The sequence below is a fragment of the Sphaerisporangium melleum genome, assembly GCF_014646695.1.
In the GTDB taxonomy this organism is placed as follows: domain Bacteria; phylum Actinomycetota; class Actinomycetes; order Streptosporangiales; family Streptosporangiaceae; genus Sphaerisporangium; species Sphaerisporangium melleum.
The window spans coordinates 40,622-58,494 of record NZ_BMNT01000046.1 but is presented as its reverse complement, the minus strand read 5'-3'; the positions used below and the strand labels follow the sequence as shown (position 1 = coordinate 58,494).

The following is a 17,873-nucleotide window of genomic DNA, read 5'->3' as shown; positions in this document are numbered from 1 at the left end:
CCGTGAGCCGTGAGCCGTGAGCCGTGAGCCGTGAGCCGTGAGCCGTGAGCCGTGAGCCGTGAGCCGTGAGCCGTGAGGGGGCCTGCGGGCTTGGGCGGTGAGGTGGTAGCGGGGGCGATGGCGGGCGGGTGGGCATCGTGTTCGATTGATCGCGAGAGGGGCCTGTGCGCCGGGCTGACTGTCCAAGTGGGGATAGCGTAAAGGCAGACAGAAGGATGATCTGCTCCCTGGCAGATATCCACATTTCCCGAATTGTCGCCGTTTGTCACTCTCCATCTGTCTCGCTGCTCCGGCCAGGACACCCCCTCCGGCCGGAACCCTGACCGAAGGAGAAGACTCGTGACCCGAGTCCTCACGGCCGCGCTCGCCACCGTGGCCGCGCTGGCCCTGACCAGCGGAACCGCCCTCGCCTCCCCCACCGATCCGGCTCCCGCCGCCTCGTCCGCGGCCCCCGCCGCCGCAGGCACGGTGTCGGCGATCACCGACCGTCTCGCCGGGCAGGTCGCCGCCGCGCTGGCCGACCGGGAGGTCCGCGACCGTGCCACATCGGCGACCGCCTCGGCGTCCGCGGACCTGCTGAGCATCACCGCGAGCACCGGTGTCGCGCAGGCCGCGCGTGCGGCCAACGAGGCCGTGCTCGCCGCCAAGGGGCTCCCCGCCACCGGCGGCTCACTGCTGCGGCTCCGCCTCGCCACCGACGAGATGCGCGCCGGGCTGGCCCGCGGTGAGCTTCCGCTGGTCGCGGCGGCCCCCTCCGACGACGAGGCCGCCTCGATCACCGCGTACGACCCGCTCGGCGGCACGGTGGCCCTCGACCCGGCGAAGGCCCCCGAGCGGCCGGTGCTGGTGGTGGAGGTCGACGTGGCCAAGGCCCTGCCCCTGGGCCTCGACCTGATGCGCAAATCCCTGTCGGCGCGCGGGGTGACCGCGCTGCGGCCGACGGCGACCGCGAAGGCCGCCGGTGGGTACTGGGCCACCAAGGTCAACGCGGTCCGGCTGTCGGACGACGAGGAGCCGTGGATCAAGGGCGACGCCGAGATCTTCAGCATCGTCGGCGGCTTCGGCCTGGACGGCAAGGCGACCGTCAACGTCGTCCAGATGCCCTACCTGGACAACGACGGCACCACCTACTACCCGAACCAGCTCCTGGTCCACTTCAACGGCTACAAGTACAACCTGGCCGACATCGTGATGATGGAGGACGACGGCGACACCAACTACCAGCAACTCGCCCAGGCCATCGCGACCGCGCTGCTGACCATCGCCGACGGCGGCGCGTACATCCCGCTGGTCAGCGCGATCATCTCGGCCATCCCCACCTCCTGGTGGACCGACGACCCCGACTACGTGGACTCCTGGTACACGCTGTCCACCGCCAGCAGCGGCCGGTTGTACGGCGCGCGGGGGAACGGCTGGATGGACGTGGCCCCCTACTGGGTGTCCCAACTCTGAGCCTTCGCCCGGCCGCCCGCTCGACGCGGGACTGCTCGTGGCGGGCGTCCGCCGAGCCCCCGGAAGGAGGCTCGGCGGACGCCGGCGGTGCGAGGGGCCGGGACCGGTGGGCTGCGCGGTCAGGTGGCGCAGCCCACCCGCTGGGTGCTCAGCGCGATGTCGTCCATCCACACGTCATAGGCGGCAGGCGTCGGATTCGGCTGGTAGAGCTGCCAGCCCAGCTTGACGGTGTCGAAGCGGGGGAAGACGAAGTCGACGTCGTTGCCGCCGTGCTCCCGGGTGGACGCGCTCAGCCCCGGTCGCGGCACCCCGTCGAACCACACGGAGATCCGGTTGTCGGCGGGGTTCATCCGCCATTCCACGCACTGCCACACGCCGGCCCGCGAGGGGTCCGACTCGCGCCAGTTCGTCCAGTCGCCGGTGGGGCCGCCGTCCGCGCCGACCCCCCACAGGGCGGTGCCGCCGTTCACGACGGGGACGTACTGCCCGCCGAGCGGGCGGACGATCTCGGGTCCGGCGCCGGTGGCCTCGATGAGGGTGTAGTGCGCCCAGTCGGGGGCGGTGGGGAACGCCTTGACCCGCAGTCGCACCCGGCCGTAGAAGCCGTTGCCGGGCGGGGCGAAGTCGTCCACCTTGAGGAAGGCGCGGCCGTTGCCCTGCGTGCGGATGTGCAGCACCTGCTGGCCGCCGCGATCTCCGTGCCCGCCGCGCTCGACGGTGAGCGTGCCGTGCTTGGTGTCGATGCCCCAGTCGAGGCTGGCGGCGCCGCCGAGGGGCAGGTCCTGGAAGTCCTCGCAGAACAGCAGCGCTCTACTCCCGCAGGTGCCGGCGCCGTGCCCGGCGGCGGAGGCGGCCTGGGTGGCCGTGAGCGGCAGCAGGGCGGCCACCACGGCCGCGGATAACCATCTGCGCATCACAATGCTCCTTTGTGACGGGTGATGTCAGGAGCAAACTACGGGAGTTGGGAGCGCTCCCATAGCCCTTTAGCCGTACCCGGCCATCTGTGTCACCGGGGGGCGGCCAGACCCCCGAGGCCGGCCGCCCCGCGGTGGTCTAGGCGGGGTCCTCCGCGCCGCCGAGGGCGGAGACGGTGACGACCGCGTGCAGGCGGCGGGTGTGGTCCACCTGGCGTACCGGGCCGGTGAGCGTGACGGTCGCGGTCAGCCGCGCGTCGGTGCTCGACGCGGAGAACCGCAGCTCCAGCTCGCCGGGCTCGACGATCCGCCTGCCCTCCCGGCCGGTGAAGGACGCGAGGTCGGCGGGCACGGTGACCCGCACCCGGCTCGCCTGTCCGGGGGCGAGCGGCACCCGCGCGTAGCCGATCAGCCGCTGGACCGGCTGCACCACCGAGGCCACCGGGTCGTGCAGATAGAGCTGCACGACCTCGGTGCCCTCGCGTTCCCCGGTGTTGCGGACGGTGCAGGCCAGCCGCAGCTCGCCGTCCGTACCCGCCTGTCCGGCCTCGACCTCCAGGTCCGACCAGCTGAACGTGGTGTACGACAGGCCGTGGCCGAACCCGAAGGCCGGGGTCGGGTCGATGTTGGACACCTCGGTGGCGTGCGCCAGCCGCGCCGACAGGTAGGTCGAGGGATGCACACCGGGCCGGCGCGGGATGCTCATCGGCAGGCGCCCGGACGGGGAGATCCGCCCGCTCAGCACGCCGGCGATCGCCGCGGTGCCCTCCTGGCCGGGGAAGAACGACTGGACGATCGCCGCCGAGCCCTCCACGGCGTCGCCGAGCGCGTACGGCCGTCCGGCGAGCAGCGTGGTGACCACGGGCGTGCCGGTGGCGATGAGCGCGTCCAGCAGCCCCTGCTGCACGCCGGGAAGTGCGGCGGACTCCGCGTCGCAGCCCTCCCCGCTGGTGCCCCGCCCGAACAGTCCGGCACGGTCGCCGAGCGCCGCCACGACGACGTCCGCGCCGCGGGCCAGCTCGACCGCCTCGGCGAAGCCGCCGGTGTCGGTGCCGCCATGGGTGGCGCCCGGCGCGGTGACGATCTCGGTGCCGGGGAACTCGGCGGCCAAGGACTCCTGGAGTGTGGGCAGCCCGATGCCGGTGGGCACGTCTGGGTGGTTGACCAGCACGTGCAGGGGGAAGGAGTAGCAGCCGAGCACGGCCAGCGGGTCGTCGGCGTTGGGGCCGATGACCGCGATCTTCGCGGGGTTCCGCAGCGGCAGCGTCCCGTCGTTGCCGAGCAGTACGACGGCCTGCTCGGCGAGCCGCCGGGCGATGGCCTGGTTGGCCGGGGAGTTCAGGTCGATGGTCCCGCGCAGCGCCTCGGGGTCGCTCAGGTCGGCGCTCGCCAGTCCGGGAGGCAGCGGGCTCCAGTCGGGGTCGAGCAGCCCGAGCTCGGCCTTCTGCAGCAGCACCCGGCGCAGTGCCCGGTCGATCAGCGCCTCGGGCACCCGCCCGTCGGCGATCGCCTCCAGCAGGGGCGTGCCGAACGTCTTGACGGTGGGCAGCTCCACGTCCACCCCGGCGGCCAGTGCGGTGCCCGCAGCCTCGGCCCAGCTTCCCGCCACGCCGTGCGTCATCTTGAGGAAGGTGATGGCGAAGTAGTCGGCGACCACCGTGCCCTCGAAGCCCCAGGTGTCGCGCAGCAGCCCGGTCAGCAGCCACTCGTCGGCCGCGGACGGCATCCCGTCGGTGTCGGTGTAGGCATGCATGACCGACCGTACGCCGCTCTCGCGCACGGCCATCTCGAACGGGGCGAGGATGACGTCGGCGCGCTCGCGCGGGCCCATCGCGACCGGGGCGTGGTTGCGCCCCGCCACCGAGGCGGAGTACCCGGCGAAGTGCTTGAGCGTGGCGACGATGCCGGCGGACTCCAGGCCCTGGACGTAGGCGGTGGCGATGGTGCCGACCAGGTAGGGGTCCTCCCCGATCGTCTCCTCGACCCGGCCCCACCGGGCGTCGCGCGCCACGTCCAGCACGGGGGCCAGCCCTTGGTGCACCCCGACGGCGCGCATGTCGGCGCCGATGGCCGCGGACATCTCCCGGACCAGCGCGGGGTCGAAGGTGGCGCCCCACGACAGCGGCACGGGGTAGGCCGTGGCCCCCCAGGCCGCGAAGCCGGCCAGGCATTCCTCGTGGGCCAGGGCGGGGATGGCGAACCGGTTGGCGCCCCTGATCCGCTCCTGCGTCCGCAGCAGGGACAGCGCGCCGACCGCCGCGTCGACCGGAACCGTGCCGAACGGGCGGGTGAGCTGCCCGATTCCGGCGGGCAGCAGGGTTTCGAGATCCACGGAGTCGGTCAACTCGTGCTGGTGTGGTGCGACCTCCCCGCCTTCGCGGGAGGCGCCGACCCAGACGCCGAACAACTGCGCGACCTTCTCCTCTACGGTCATCTCCGCGATGAGCGCCTCGACGCGGGTCTCGGCGTCCTGGCCGGGGTCCTGCCAGAGGGGAGTGGCGGGGTCTGTCTCTACGGACACGATGCGGTCACTTTCCTCCGACGCCCATCAGCCCTTGGAGCAGGGCGCAGCGGGCGAACAGATAGACGACAGGATGGGCACCATGGACGGCATCACCGCACCCGGCGGACCGGGAATGCCGATGCCGTACCGGGGTCTGGACAGCCAATGGTGTTGAGTTCGGTCGAGTCAGGGCTGCGTGCGTGCCGAGGGGTACGGCGACCCGCTCCACGCCCGGAGCGCGGACCGGACCACAGCCCACGGGGGCCGGGGGAGGACGGGCGGGCGCGGGCAGAGCCGGAGTGCGCGCCGCACCGCCGCCGATGGCGCTCATGAACCGGGCGTCTCTGTCATCTGGCGGGCCTCTTGAAAGTTTCGATGGGGTTTCCGAAACTGTCGGATAGGTGGACAGTAGGGGGCCGGAAGATCCAGATCAAGTGCTGCGGCGGAGACATCCGACCATTCCTCGCTGAGCGCAGCCCCGCGAGCGAGCCGTACGGCCCCTGAGAGCACCGCGGGACGACGTCCCTGGCGGGGAGCGCGGCGCCGCGCGCGAATGGAGACACCAGGGTCACCCGGCTGCGCTGCGCGACGATGTCGAGCCGGGCCGAGTAGGCAAGGCATGGTCGACCCCACTGGGCCTCCATTCGGGGCGCCGCATGACGGCTTCCAGGTGATTCCGGGCCACGTGCGTGACAGGGAACAGGAAGCCGTTCCATCGTGAACGACCCGCGCCGCGCCGCCGGTGGGGCTCATGAACCGGGCGTCGCCGTCGTCCAGCGGCCTCGCCGGCTGCCGGGAACGGGGGATCACCCGGGGAGAGGTGACGCCTGGCGGTGCTGGAGAAGCGTGCATCCGGCTGATAATGCGGGCGAGGTTAACAGGATCACCGTTTTATCTAACGAATGGGCGACCATTTATTGATTTCCGGGTGATTAATAGTTCTATGGCTTTTCCTGGGCTTTTGTCCTAGCATGAGCGCGTGGCCGTGATCGGTAAACGTATTCGCCGCGTCGCCCGGCGGCGCTCCACTGCTTCCCCCCTTCTCCTCGACCCCCAAGACGCGGTTTCCTCGTCCGCCGGTGACCACTCTTCCCCCGGTGCACCTGCGGCGGAGCCCGTCCCGGTCAGTGTGATGTCCGAATCGGTGTTCACCGTACGCGGGCACGGCGTGCACAGCGTCTATGAGGAAAGCCTGCACGCGATAAAGCGAATGCCGGATATCCGGAAGGTCTCCGGATTGCGGGCCTATCGCAAGGACGTGATCCTCCACGTGCACACGATGGGCCCGTTCGCGGCGTTGCGGATGATGGCGCACCGCGGCCCCCGGCTGATAAGCGCCCACGTGACCCCGGAGACCCTGATCGGCAGCATCAAGGGCGCCCACCTGGTGCGCGGCCTCGTCAACCGTTACATGAGGGGCGTCTTCGATCTGGCCACGCTCGTGCTGTCGGTGAGCAAGGCGACCACGGCCGAGCTGGAGGAGCTCGGCGTGCGCAGGCCGGTCGTGCTGATGAGCAACGCCGTCGACGATCGGCGCATCCGCGCGTTCGCCGGGCGGCGGGCGGAGCTGCGGCGCGAGTTCGGCTGGGACGAGCGCCTGGTCGTCCTCGGCGTCGGGCAGGTGCAGCCGCGCAAGGGCGTCGAGGAGTTCGTCGCCTGTGCCCGCCGCCTGCCGCACCTGCGGTTCGTCTGGGTCGGCGGGATGCAGTTCGGCATGCTGTCCGACGCCCGGCACGACCTGGCCCGGCTGCGCGAGACCGCGCCGGAGAACGTCACCTTCACCGGCCTGGTGCCGCGGGAGGAGGTCTTCGCCCGGTGCGCCGCCGCCGACGTGTTCTTCCTGCCGTCCAAGCACGAGACCTTCGGGCTGGCCACGCTGGAGGCCGCGACCGCCGCCCTGCCGGTGGTGGTGCCCGACCTCCCCTGCTACCGCGACTGGCTCAAGGACGCCTACCTGCACGCGCGGACGGTGCCGGAGTTCACCGAGCTGCTGCGCGGCCTGGAGGACCCGCAGGTGCGCGCCACCTGGGCCCGCCTCGCCTCCTCGGCCGCCGCCGCGTACGACTCGGGAGCCCTGGCGGACGGCCTGCGCGACGCCTACCGCCAAGCCGCCACCCACCACCGCGCCGACTCCCCACAGAAAATGCCGCCTGCCCGATGACCCCCGGCCCGGCGACGCCTGCCCTTCACCAGAGCTTCGCGCGCGGCATGGGTCGCAGCCGGTTCGGTTCTGGCCGACTTTAGGATATTCTTGAATCTGGTCAGGTGATGACGGAGGGGGTTGCAGTGGGGGAATGGGAGATCTTCTTCACCGAGGAGGTGGGGGAGTTCCTTGAAGCCCTCTATGCGTCGGACCGTGAGTCTCATAAGCTGGTCAATCAGGCGATCTTGATTCTCGAGCGCAACGGCCCTGCGGAGGGTCGGCCGCTGGTGGACGGCATCACCGGATCCAAGATTCCTAACATGAAGGAGTTGCGACCTGGCTCCACGGGCCGCAGTGAGATCCGCATCTTGTTCGTCTTCGACCCGTGGCGGGCGGCCATCTTGCTGGTCGCGGGAGACAAAGCAGGCAGCTGGGAACGCTGGTACCGCGACGCGATCCCACGAGCGGAGCACTTGTACGAGATCTACTTGGTGGAGCGGCACAAGGAGATGAACCAGTGAGCAGCTACCGCAAGTGGCGTGACAGCGATCATCTGGAGCGCGCGATCGAGACCGCCGGGGGGTCCGAGCGGTTCGAGGACGAGGTCAGGCAAATGCGTGAGGAGTCGCAAGGATGGCGACTCGCCGAGATGCGCAAGCGCCGCGGCCTCACCCAGTTGCAGGTCGCTGAGCGCATGAGCATCTCTGTGGCGCGCGTCTCCCAGATCGAGAAGGGGGATGTGTCCACTCGCGAGGTTCTGGACCGCTACGTCGCCGCCCTCGGTGGCGTTCTGAAACTCGTCGCAGACTTCGGGGACGAACAGTTGAAGGTGAGCTGACCAGGCCCGATCACATTCTTCGGCTCCACCAAGGCCAGAGACCACTTCGCCTGTCGGGGCCGGTCGGGCGGTGGGTGGCGGGTCAGGTGGGGCCGGCCGCTCTGGCGGCTTCGGACTGCGTCAGGCGGCGGTAGACGCCTTCGCGCAGGCGGAGGATCACGGCCGCGACCGCCGCGGCGAGCACGGACCCGGCCAGTACGGCGATCTTGACATGGTCGAACCGCTCGCCTTCGGAACCGAAGGCCAGCTCCCCGATGAGCAGCGAGACGGTGAACCCGATGCCGGCCAGGACCGACAGGCCGAGCACGTCCACCCACGACAGGCCCTCGTCCAGGCTCGCCCTGGTGAAGCGGGAGACCAGCCAGGTCGCGGCCATGACGCCGAGCGGTTTGCCGACCAGAAGCCCCGCGACGATGCCCAGGGCCACCGGGTCGGTCAGCGCGTCGCCGAAGCCGCCGATCGGCACGCCCGCCGACAGGAACGCGAAGACCGGCACCGCCAAGCCGGCCGAGATGGGACGCCACCGGTGCTCGAAGTGCTCGGCGAGCCCGATGCCGTCGCCAGGGCCGCCGGCCCGGTCACGGCTCATCACCGGCACGGCCAGTCCCAGCAGCACCCCGGCCACCGTGGCGTGCACACCGGAGGCGTGGACGAGGGCCCAGGTGGCGGCGGCCGGCGGGAGCAGCGCCCACCAGGACCGCACCCCGCGCTGGACGAGCACCGCGAACACCGCGAGCGGCACGAACGCGCCGAGCAGCGCGGCCACCGCCAGGTGCTGGGTGTAGAAGACCGCGATGATCGCTATGGCGAGCAGGTCGTCGACGACCGCGAGCGTGAGCAGGAAGGTACGCAGGGCCGAAGGCAGGTGCCGGCCGATCACCGCCAGCACGGCCAGCGCGAAGGCGATGTCGGTGGCGGTCGGGATCGCCCAGCCCTTCAGGGGGGCGCCGCCGCCCGCGTTGACCAGCAGATAGACGAGGGCGGGTACGACCACGCCGCCGACCGCCGCGGCGACCGGTACGGCGGCCCGCCGCGGATCGCGCAGGTCGCCGGCCACGAACTCCCGCTTGAGCTCCAGCCCCGCCACGAAGAAGAAGATCGCCAGCAGCCCGTCGGCGGCCCACTGCCCGAGCGTCAGGTCCAGGTGGAGGGTCGCGGGGCCGACCCGCAGCTCGCGCAGCGAGGTGTAGGCCGCGGCGAACGGGCTGTTGATCCAGATCAGGGCGGCCACGGCCGCGGACAGCAGCAGGACGCCGCCGATCGTCTCGCTGCGCAGGATCTCGGCGGTGCGCCTGAGCTCGGGCAGCGCCCGGGCGAAGAGCGTGCCGGTGGGACGGGGAACACGTCGCATGGGTTCTCCGGAGGAGAGGTCGGGTCAGAGACAGCCGACCAGACTTCCCGGCACACCGGTTACGACCCTACCTTCTCACCGGCCGCCCGCCGCGAGCCGGGGTCAGGGGAGCGGGGTGTCAGGGGAGTTCGGCGAAGCGTTCGATCTCCTCGGTGGAGCCCGAGACGATGATGACGTCGTCGTAGGTAAGTTCGGTGTCCGCGGTGGCGTAGGTGAACCGCTCACCGGGGCTCTTGACCGCCACGATGGTCACGCCGTACTTGCGGCGCAGGTTGGACCGGCCGAGCGGGGTGCCGACGTAGTCCCGGGGTGGACGGGTCTTGACCAGGGCGAAGTCCTCGTCGACCTCCATGTAGTCGAGTAACCTGCCGCTGACCAGGTGGGCGACCCGCTCGCCCATGTCGTGCTCGGGGAACACCACGTGCTTGACGCCGAGCCTGCTGAGAATGCGCCCGTGCTGGCGGGTCACGGCCTTGGCCCAGATGTCGTCGATCTCCAGCTCCACCAGCAGCGACGCGGTGAGGATGCTCGCCTCCAGGTCGCTGCCGATGGCAAGGACGGCGCGGTAGAAGTCGGGCACGCCGAGCTGCCGCAGCGCCTCCAGGTCGGTGGCGTCGGCGGTGGCGATGTGCGTGATCTGCCCGGCCAGGCTCTGCACGACCTTGGGCCGGTGGTCGATCGCCAGCACCTCGGTGCCGCGCCGGGTCAGCTCCAGCGCCAGCGAGGTGCCGAAGCGGCCGAGTCCGATCACGACGACGGGGTCGTTCCTGATGTCAGCCAACGATCACTCGCTCCTCGGGCAGTTCGTAGCGGCGGGTGCGCTCGCGCAGGGCGAGCGCGGACCCCACGGTGAGCGGGCCGATGCGGCCGATGAACATCAGCACGGTGAGCAGCACGTGCCCGGCGGGGGTGGCGTCGGCGGTCATGCCGGTGGACAGCCCCACGGTCGCGAACGCGGAGACGACCTCGAACAGCACCTCGTCCAGGTCGTGGTCGGTGAGCACCAGCATCGCGTACGTGCACACCGCGACGGTCACCGTGCTGATCGTCGCGAGAGTGATCGCCTGGCGGAGCGTGGCCTCGGCCACCCGGCGGTGGCCGATGTTCACCGAGGTCTCGCCGCGCAGCTCGGCCCAGATGACGAACGCGAGCAGGCCGAAGGTCGTGACCTTGATGCCGCCCGCGGTGCCGGCGCTGCCGCCGCCGACGAACATCAGCAGGTCGGTGGCCAGCCAGCTCGACGGATGCATCTGGGCGAGGTCGATGGTGTTGAAGCCCGAGCTGCGCGGCATCACGGCGGTGAAGAACCCGGCGAGCAGCTTGCCGCTGTCGTCCAGTGGCCCGAGCGTGCCGGGGTTGCGCCATTCGGTGACGGTGAAGATCCCTATGCTGACCACCAGGAGCGCCCCGCTGACGCCGAGGGTGATGCGGGTCAGCAGAGACCAGCGGCCGGGACGACGCCACGAGCGCAGCACCTCGAACACCACCGGGAAGCCCAGCCCGCCGACGATGACCGCGATCGCGATGGTCACGCAGATCCATGGATCGGTGACGAACCGCACCAGGCTGTCCGGCCACAGGGCGAACCCGGCGTTGTTGAACGCCGAGATCGCGTGGAAGGCCCCAAGGTAGGCCGCGCGGCCCAGCGGCTCGCCGTACCCGATGGCGAACCTCGCCGTGAGGACGACCGTCACCACGGCCTCCACGATGAGGCTGAACAGCACGATGTTGCGCAGCAGACGCCGGACGTCGGCCATGCTGAGCGCCTTGGTCTCGGCCTGGGCGAACAGCCGGGCGCGCAGGCCGAGCCGGCCGGAGAGCAGGACGGTCATCAGGGTCGCCATGGTCATGATGCCGAGACCGCCGACCTGGACGAGCAGGGCGATCACCACTTCGCCGAAGACCGACCAGTGCGCGGCCGTGTCCACGATCACCAGGCCGGTGAGGCAGACGGCGGAGGTGGCGGTGAACAGGGCGGTGAGCAGGTCCACCGGCTTGGCGGCCGTGGTGGCCACGGGCAGGCACAGCAGTGCGGTGCCGAGCAGTGCCGCGCCGCCGAAGCCGGTCACGATCATCTGGGCCGGGTGCTGGAAACGGTCGAGCACGGCCGGCGATCGCCGGCGTGATCGCGCCTGCAGCGCCACCGTTCCTCCGCCCCCGCCGTCGAGATGGACGCCCGCCGGCGCAGCCATTGCGGCCCGCGCGGGGCGGGCTCGGCGACCGACCCGAACTACCGTAACAGCACGGGTGGTAGGGGGAGGCGGCGGTTCTCAGGAACTTGCTCGCCCGAGCCCGGGGGCACGTGAACCCGGGAGGGCGGTGGTGCAGGCGTCGGGCGGCCGGGTCGTTCCCGGGGGCACGTGAACCCGGGAGGGCGGTGGTGCGCACGTCGGGCGGCCGCGTCCTCCCTGGGGCATGTGAACCCGCCAGGGCGGGTGGTGCGCGCGTCGGACGGCCGGTCGTTCCCGGGGGCACGTGGAACCCGGGAGGGCGGGTGGTGCGCGCGTCGGGCGGCCGGTCGTTCCCGGAGGCCTTGAGGTGTCTCTGACGACGCCGGTCGGGTTCGCATGGTGGGGCGCGCCTTCTCGCGGGTGATGGCGATCCGCGAGGCGGGGCGGTGGGGCGCCGGATCGGCCGCCTTGTTATCGCTAACGCGGGACGTGTGAGCGGAACCGGCGTGGCCGATCCGGCTCCTTGGGAGGCGCCTCCGTGTGGCCGCGGCGGGCGTGCGGGAGCGGCGGCCGGGCGGTCACGGCCGGGTGGCGCGCCGGTGGGAAGGGACGGGAGCGAGGGTGAACGTTTCATCTCGGTGGTCACCGCACGCCCCCGGCGGAGGGCTTGAACGGATGCCCGTGCGCCGGTGCGGCGCGGGCGCGCTGAAGTGCTGATCCGCCGCCACCCGGCAGGTCGGGCCGTGCGGGAGCCCGGTTTCGCGCGGGAGGAGGGTCCTTGACAAAGCCGGGACGCCCTCCTTTCATCGGTGTTACCGAAACACTTTCGACGGCGCGGCGGCCGTACCGGTCGATCACCGGGAACCGCGGTCCGCTCGACGTGCCGCCGTCTGGGCACGGCCCGGTCGAGCCCTTCCCGCGAAGCCGGGCCGGCGCGGCGCCTCCGGTGCCCGCGCGGACGGGAAATCCTGATACGCGAGGTGGTTTGCCAGACGCAATTGTTAGCGCTAACAAAGCGTCCTCCGTTCCCTGACCGTGGGACGCCCAGCGGGCACCCGCGAACGTGGAGGACGCCAAGCCCTTCCCCACACCCCTGGCGCACGGCGCACGGCCCTGCCGCGCGGCGCCGGGGCCGGACGCACGGGGCGGCGACCTGACCCGCCGCCCCGTGCGTCCCATCGATTCCCCGGCCCCGAGGCCGCGATCCGCGCCGTCCGCCCCTCTCCAGTGCCCCCGCAGCCTCGCCCACCTCGGCTCGCCTGGGAAGGACCGGCTCAGGCGGGCGGTGCCGGTGACAACGGGCAGGGCGCGCCGGACGTCGAAGAACCAGGGCGTCCCGATCAGGTGCCGGCGGGACGAAAGGGCGGCCGCCCAAGGGAGCGGGGCGGCGGGACTGAGAGGTGGGGCCTGCGTGGAGGTTTCGATCACGGTCGTCTCGGATGAGCCGGCCCTCGACCTGGACGATCTGCGCGGTTGGCTGGACGGTGAGCGCGACCTGCGCGGCCGGGTGACGGCCGTTCCCGCGCCGCCGCCGGAGGGCGTCCTCGGGCCGGTGGTGGACGTGCTCCTGGTGGCGCTCGGCCCGGCGGGCGCGGTGACCGGTCTCGTGGCGGTGCTGGTCACCTGGGTGCGCCGCCGGCCCCACCCGAACGTGACGGTGGAGGTGACCCGGCCCGACGGCGGAACGCTGAAGGTCTCGGGGACCGACCTCGACGGCCTGGACGGCGAGCTCATCGCCCGGTACATGGACCGGGCGGCCGCCATCCTGAACGGCGAGGGTGCCCCAGCGGTGGCGGACCCGGGCGAGCCGCCCGCCCTGCCGGGCTCCAAGGACGCACCGGGCGGTGCCGGCAGAGCTCCCCGTACCGGCGGCGGCACCGGCGGTGGCGGGCGGGCCTCACGGGCCCGGTCCGGCCCTGGCGCGCAAGGCCGATGAACGCACGGCCCACCGACCTCACCGGTCCCGGGGTCCAGGTGCTGCTGGTGGGCGTCAGCCGATATCCGGCGGCCGACCAGCGGTACCTGCCCGATGTGCCGGCCGTGGAGACCACGGTCGAGGATCTGCGCGACACGCTGATCTCCCGGTGCGGCGTGGCACCGGAGTCGATCACCGTGCTGCTGAACCCGGCAGGCCCGTACGAACTGCACGCCGCCATCGTGGCGGGGGTCGAGCGGAGCCGCGATGTCTTCCTCCTCTACTTCGCCGGCCACGGAAACCGGGCCACGAGCAGACGCGGAAGCGCGTTCTACCTGGGCACCGCCGCTTCCGACCAGCGGACCGAGCACATGGAGATGCGCTGGCTGGACTTCGCGATGGTGTCCAGGTCGCTTGAGAGCGCGGTGGGCGCGGCGGTGGTGGTCCTGGACTGCTGCTTCTCCGGGAGCGCCGAGCTGGCGAACGAGGCGCACTACCTGCTGGCCTCGGCCGGGCGCGACGAGTTCGCGCTCGCACCCGCCGGGGCGCGGCACACGACGTTCACCGGACGGCTCATCGAGCTGCTGCGGGACGGCGTCCCCACCGGGCCGTACGCGCTGACGCTGGACGACCTCTACCGTGACCTCGCGCGCACGCTGGAGGTGCGGCCGCACCGCAGGTCCGGTGACCGGGTCCAGAACCTCCTCGTGGCGCACAACGCCGCCCACCGCGCACCCGAGGTGCCGCTGGTCGCGGAGCGGGAGGGGACAGAGCGGGACGAGGCCGCCGACGCCGCCTGCCCCTACCCCGGCCTGGCGCCGTACGGGACGGAGCTGGCCCGGTACTTCCACGGCCGGGACGCCGACGTGGCGGCCCTGGCCGACCGGATCCAGGAGAGCGGAGGCCCGTTCCTGCTGATCGGCCCGTCGGGGTTCGGCAAGTCGTCGCTGCTGCGCGCCGGGCTGATCCCCGAGGTGCGGCGGCGGGGCATCGACGGCCGAGCGGCGATCGAGGTGGTCGTCGAGCCGGGCGGTGCCCCGCTGGCGGCCCTGGCCGGCGCGCTCGCCAGGGCCGCGGGCCGCGCTCCCGAGGAGGCCGCCGCGGCGCTGGAGGCCGATCCGGCCACCGCGCTGCACGGGCTGCTGCGGCCGGCCCTCGGCGACCAGGGCCGGGCCCTGCTGGTCGTCGACCAGTTCGAGGCGGTGTTCTCCGCGCCCGAGGCCGAGCGGGAGGCGTTCATCCGCGCCGTACTGCCACCGGACCCGGGCCCGGTGCGCACCGTCCTCGCCGTCCGCCCGGAGTTCACCGAGCACTGCGTGGCCCACCCGCCGCTGGCGGACCTGCTCAACGACGGGCCGTACTTCCTGCGGCCGATGGGCGAGCCGGAGCTGCGCGAGGCGATCCGCGGGCCGGCCAGGGCGGCCGGGCTGGACCTGCAGGACGGGCTGGTCGAGCTCCTCCTGGAACCGCTGCGGGCCGGGCGGGCGCCCGCGCTGCCGCAACTGTCGTACGCGCTGACCGCCACCTGGCTGCGCAAGAGCGGCCGGGTGCTGACCGTCGCCGCCTACCGCGAGACCGGCGGCATCGCCGGTGCGCTGTGGCAGGCGGCCGAGGAGGCCGACCGGCGGCTGACCGATCCGGAGCGGCGGGTGGCGCGGCGGATGCTGCTCGCCCTGCTGGTCAGCCCAGATGAGGGGACCGTCCTGTGCCGGACCGTCCCACTGGTGCGATTACTGGACGGGGAGGACGGTCGGGCGGCGGGCAGGGTGCTCGAGGTGCTCACCGGCGCCCGGCTGCTGACCGTGGACACCGAGCGACACGTCTCGATCGTCCATGACTCGCTGACCACGAGCTGGCCGCTGCTCAGCGACGTGATCGCGGCGAACCGGGACTGGATCCGGCGGCGCGGCCGGCTGGAGGCCGACGCGGCCGCCTGGCGGGCCGCCGGGGACGCCAAGGTGTACCGGGGCGACATCCTCACCGAGGCGGTGGCGCTCGCGAGGTCCCGCGACGACGTGCCGCCCCTGATCACCGCCTTCCTGGCGGCGGGAGAGGCGGTGGAGCGGCGGGCCAGACGCCGCGTGTGGCGCCTGGTGGCCGCGCTCAGCGTCGCGCTCGTCCTGGTCGCGTCCACGGCCGTGGCCGCGCTCCGGCAGGCCGACGCCGCCGAGCGGGCGAACCGGATCGCGGTGACCGAGCGGGACACCGCCCGCTCCCAGCGCCTCGGGCAGACGGCCGTGAACCTGGCCGCCGCCCGGCCGAACCTGGCCGGACAGCTCGCGGTCCTCGCCTACCGCGTCGCCCCGACGCCGGAGGCGCGTGCCGCGCTGTTCGCCCTCCAGGACGCGCCGACGGCGGTCACCCTCGGCGCGTCGGTCCAGGCCGTCGGATTCCGCCCGGACGGCGGGCTCATGGCCGTGGCGGCCAGGCGCAGAGCGCTGCTGTGGGACGTGGCACGCGGCGCCGTCCGCGGCGCACTGAACTGGGGAGACGATGTGATCAGGCTCGCCGAGTTCGTGGGCGATGGTGGTCGTCTGCTCACGGTGACCCGCAAGGGCGGTGCGCTGCTGTGGGACGTGTCGGATCCCGACCGGCCCGTGGTCGAGGCCGACCTGTCGGCCGCGTTCGGCCGGACCGAGAAGCGCCTGACCTACCACGCGGTGGCGCTGAGCCCCGACCGCCGGCGCCTGGCGACCGTCTCCAGGCAGGCCGGTGAGGACCGGGCGCTCGTGTTGTGGGACGTGGCCGATCCCGCCCACCCGCGGCGGCTGTCCGCCAAGGCACGAATCAGGCCGGGCTCGGTCGAGAACCTGGTCTTCAGCCCGGGCGGCACGATGGTCGCCACCACGGTGGCGGGGGAGGCCCAACTGTGGGACGTCTCCCGGCCGGACCGGCCGCGCAGGACGGCCACGATCGACTACGGCGCCGGCACCATATACGGGCTGGCGTTCAGCCCCGACGGGCGATGGCTTGCGACCGGCGACGGCAACATCGATGATTACCTGGACGGAGTCGACTCCGTCCGGCTCTGGGACATCTCCACGCCCACCCGCCCGCGCCTGGTCACGACGCTCATCGGCCACACCAACTTCGTGTACGGGCTGGTCTTCTCGCCGGACGGCAGCCTGCTGCTGTCGGCCGCCAACGACACGACCGTCCGGGTGTGGGACGTCCATGACCCCGCCAAGGCGCGCCTGGTCCGCGTCCTCACCGAGCACACCGGCGGCGTGAACGACGTCGGGTTCTTGCGGGACGGCTCGAAGGTCTACACCGCTTCCAAGGACGGCTCTGTGCGGCTCTGGGACGCCGCCGGCCTCGCCCGGCCCGGCGGCGTCGCGTCCTTCACCACCGCCGAGGACACCTTGCGGGACGTCGCGTTCAGCCCGGACGGCCGGACGCTCGCGGTGGCCGCGATGGACGGCACCGCCCGGATCTGGTCGGTCGCCGACCGCCGGCGTCCGGTGTCCCGGCGGACGCTTCTCGCCCATGACGACTGGGTGAACAGCGTCGTCTTCTCGCCGGACGGCCGCCGCCTGTTCACCGCGGGCAGCGACGCCTACGTGGTGGTGTCCACGATCACACCAGATGGCGACGCTCACTGGGTCACCGAGTTCACCCCGGATCCGGGGAAGAAGGTGTGGCGGACCGCCGTCAGCCCGGACGGCCGCGTCCTGGCCACCAGTGGCGGGACTCCCGCCCTGTGGGACGTCGCCACCCCGGTGGAGCACGAGGAGCCGGCCCTGCTGGCCCGCCTGCCCGCCGACACCCGCACTTTCGTCAAGGCGGTCGCCTTCAGCGACGACGGCACGCTGCTGGCGGTCGGTGACCAGCGGGGGGACGTCCAGGTCTACCGGGTGTCCGACCCCCGCCGTCCGGAACGGCTGGCGACGTTTCACGCGAACAACGATGAAGCCTCGACGCTGGCGTTCCGCCCGGGCGGGCACATCCTTGCGGTCGCCGGCGCCAACGCGCTGGAACGGGTCGACGACGAGCGTCGGCTCGCACTGTGGGATCTGTCCCGGCCGTGGGCTCCCCGGCTGCTCGCCGTCCTGCACGACCGCCAGGACTGGATCGCCGAAGTCGCGTTCAGCCCGGATGGCACGCTTCTGGCGGCCGCAGGGCACGACGTGACCCGCGTCTGGGACGTCGCCGACCCGGCGGTGCCGCACTTACTGGCGACCTTCGACGCCCATGCGGACGACGTCGCCGGCGTGGCCTTCGGTCCAGGCGGGCTGCTGGCCACCGCCTCACGGGATCGGAAGGTCGTCCTGTACGACACCGCGCCCGAGCGTCTGGCCGCCCGGTTGTGCGCGTCGGCGGGGGCGGCGGCGGTGACCGAGGCGGAGTGGGCGCAGTACCTCCCCGGGGAGCCCTACCGCCCGCCCTGCGGCCCATCGCCCGCTCCTCGGTGACCGGGCGGCGTCCGGCGCGCGGTCGTGGCGGCGGGCCGGGGTGTGTGCCCGCGGAGCACGAGTCCCCGGTCGTGAACGGCGGCCGGCGCCGCCTTTGCTCCGGGGCCGGACTCCGAGATGGTGCTCCGGAGCCCGGCCGGGATCGGAACGGGGTGCGGGCCCCCGGAACCGGGC

At 72.5% G+C, this 17,873-nt stretch carries 11 protein-coding genes; 6 read left to right on the top strand and 5 right to left on the bottom strand.

All coding sequences use genetic code 11. From position 1 onward, the window contains the following. Window positions 1-339: 339 nt before the first annotated feature. Window positions 340-1,452 (top strand): DUF3103 family protein, encoded by a 1,113-nt coding sequence (locus IEY93_RS31830; RefSeq protein ID WP_189166862.1) that lies wholly within the window; start codon window positions 340-342, stop codon window positions 1,450-1,452. A 119-nt stretch (window positions 1,453-1,571) separates the two neighbouring features. On the opposite strand, the gene IEY93_RS31825 is transcribed toward IEY93_RS31830, so the two are convergent. Both IEY93_RS31825 and IEY93_RS31820 read right to left on the bottom strand, forming a co-directional pair. Beyond that, a complete protein-coding gene (locus IEY93_RS31825; protein ID WP_189166861.1) occupies window positions 1,572-2,366 on the bottom strand; it encodes a carbohydrate-binding protein in 795 nt (264 codons plus the stop codon). Window positions 2,367-2,505: 139 nt separating this feature from the next. Further along, the gene (locus tag IEY93_RS31820; protein ID WP_229691650.1) at window positions 2,506-4,887 is read right to left on the bottom strand and encodes a beta-xylosidase/alpha-l-arabinosidase; all 2,382 of its coding nucleotides are present in this window, start codon (window positions 4,885-4,887) and stop codon (window positions 2,506-2,508) included. Window positions 4,888-6,001: 1,114 nt separating this feature from the next. Here IEY93_RS31820 and IEY93_RS31815 point away from each other — a divergent pair. The 3 genes from IEY93_RS31815 (at window position 6,002) to IEY93_RS31805 (ending at window position 7,850) form a co-directional block, all read left to right on the top strand. Continuing rightward, window positions 6,002-7,030, top strand: coding sequence for a glycosyltransferase (locus tag IEY93_RS31815; RefSeq protein ID WP_189166860.1), 1,029 nt, complete (start codon window positions 6,002-6,004; stop codon window positions 7,028-7,030). Window positions 7,031-7,155: 125 nt separating this feature from the next. Further along, complete coding sequence (locus IEY93_RS31810) at window positions 7,156-7,533, top strand: type II toxin-antitoxin system RelE/ParE family toxin (RefSeq protein ID WP_229691649.1); 378 nt, start codon at window positions 7,156-7,158, stop codon at window positions 7,531-7,533. After that, a complete protein-coding gene (locus IEY93_RS31805; protein ID WP_189166858.1) occupies window positions 7,530-7,850 on the top strand; it encodes a helix-turn-helix domain-containing protein in 321 nt (106 codons plus the stop codon). The genes IEY93_RS31810 and IEY93_RS31805 overlap by 4 nt, the downstream gene beginning before the upstream one ends. 82 nt (window positions 7,851-7,932) lie before the next feature. On the opposite strand, the gene nhaA is transcribed toward IEY93_RS31805, so the two are convergent. The 3 genes from nhaA to IEY93_RS31790 form a co-directional block, all read right to left on the bottom strand. Then, window positions 7,933-9,201: a Na+/H+ antiporter NhaA gene (gene nhaA / locus IEY93_RS31800; protein WP_189166857.1), complete on the bottom strand. Its 1,269-nt coding sequence runs from the start codon at window positions 9,199-9,201 to the stop codon at window positions 7,933-7,935. A 118-nt stretch (window positions 9,202-9,319) separates the two neighbouring features. Beyond that, on the bottom strand, window positions 9,320-9,982 hold the full coding sequence (locus IEY93_RS31795) for a potassium channel family protein (protein ID WP_189166856.1): 663 nt from the start codon (window positions 9,980-9,982) through the stop codon (window positions 9,320-9,322). After that, window positions 9,975-11,276: a TrkH family potassium uptake protein gene (locus IEY93_RS31790; RefSeq protein ID WP_189166876.1), complete on the bottom strand. Its 1,302-nt coding sequence runs from the start codon at window positions 11,274-11,276 to the stop codon at window positions 9,975-9,977. The genes IEY93_RS31795 and IEY93_RS31790 overlap by 8 nt, the downstream gene beginning before the upstream one ends. Window positions 11,277-12,783: 1,507 nt before the next feature. On the opposite strand from IEY93_RS31790, the gene IEY93_RS31785 reads away from it, so the two are divergent. Next, window positions 12,784-13,308: an effector-associated constant component EACC1 gene (locus IEY93_RS31785; RefSeq protein ID WP_189166855.1), complete on the top strand. Its 525-nt coding sequence runs from the start codon at window positions 12,784-12,786 to the stop codon at window positions 13,306-13,308. Beyond that, the gene (locus IEY93_RS31780) at window positions 13,305-17,699 is read left to right on the top strand and encodes a caspase, EACC1-associated type (RefSeq protein WP_189166854.1); all 4,395 of its coding nucleotides are present in this window, start codon (window positions 13,305-13,307) and stop codon (window positions 17,697-17,699) included. Before IEY93_RS31785 ends, IEY93_RS31780 begins: the two co-directional genes overlap by 4 nt. Window positions 17,700-17,873: the final 174 nt, after the last annotated feature.

Coding starts and splice junctions, on each gene's coding strand:
- IEY93_RS31825 (WP_189166861.1), bottom strand. CDS start 2,366: ATGCGCAGATGGTTATCCGCGGCCGTGGTGGCCGCCCTGCTGCCGCTC.
- IEY93_RS31815 (WP_189166860.1), top strand. CDS start 6,002: ATGTCCGAATCGGTGTTCACCGTACGCGGGCACGGCGTGCACAGCGTC.
- nhaA (WP_189166857.1), bottom strand. CDS start 9,201: ATGCGACGTGTTCCCCGTCCCACCGGCACGCTCTTCGCCCGGGCGCTG.
- IEY93_RS31790 (WP_189166876.1), bottom strand. CDS start 11,276: ATGATCGTGACCGGCTTCGGCGGCGCGGCACTGCTCGGCACCGCACTG.
- IEY93_RS31780 (WP_189166854.1), top strand. CDS start 13,305: ATGAACGCACGGCCCACCGACCTCACCGGTCCCGGGGTCCAGGTGCTG.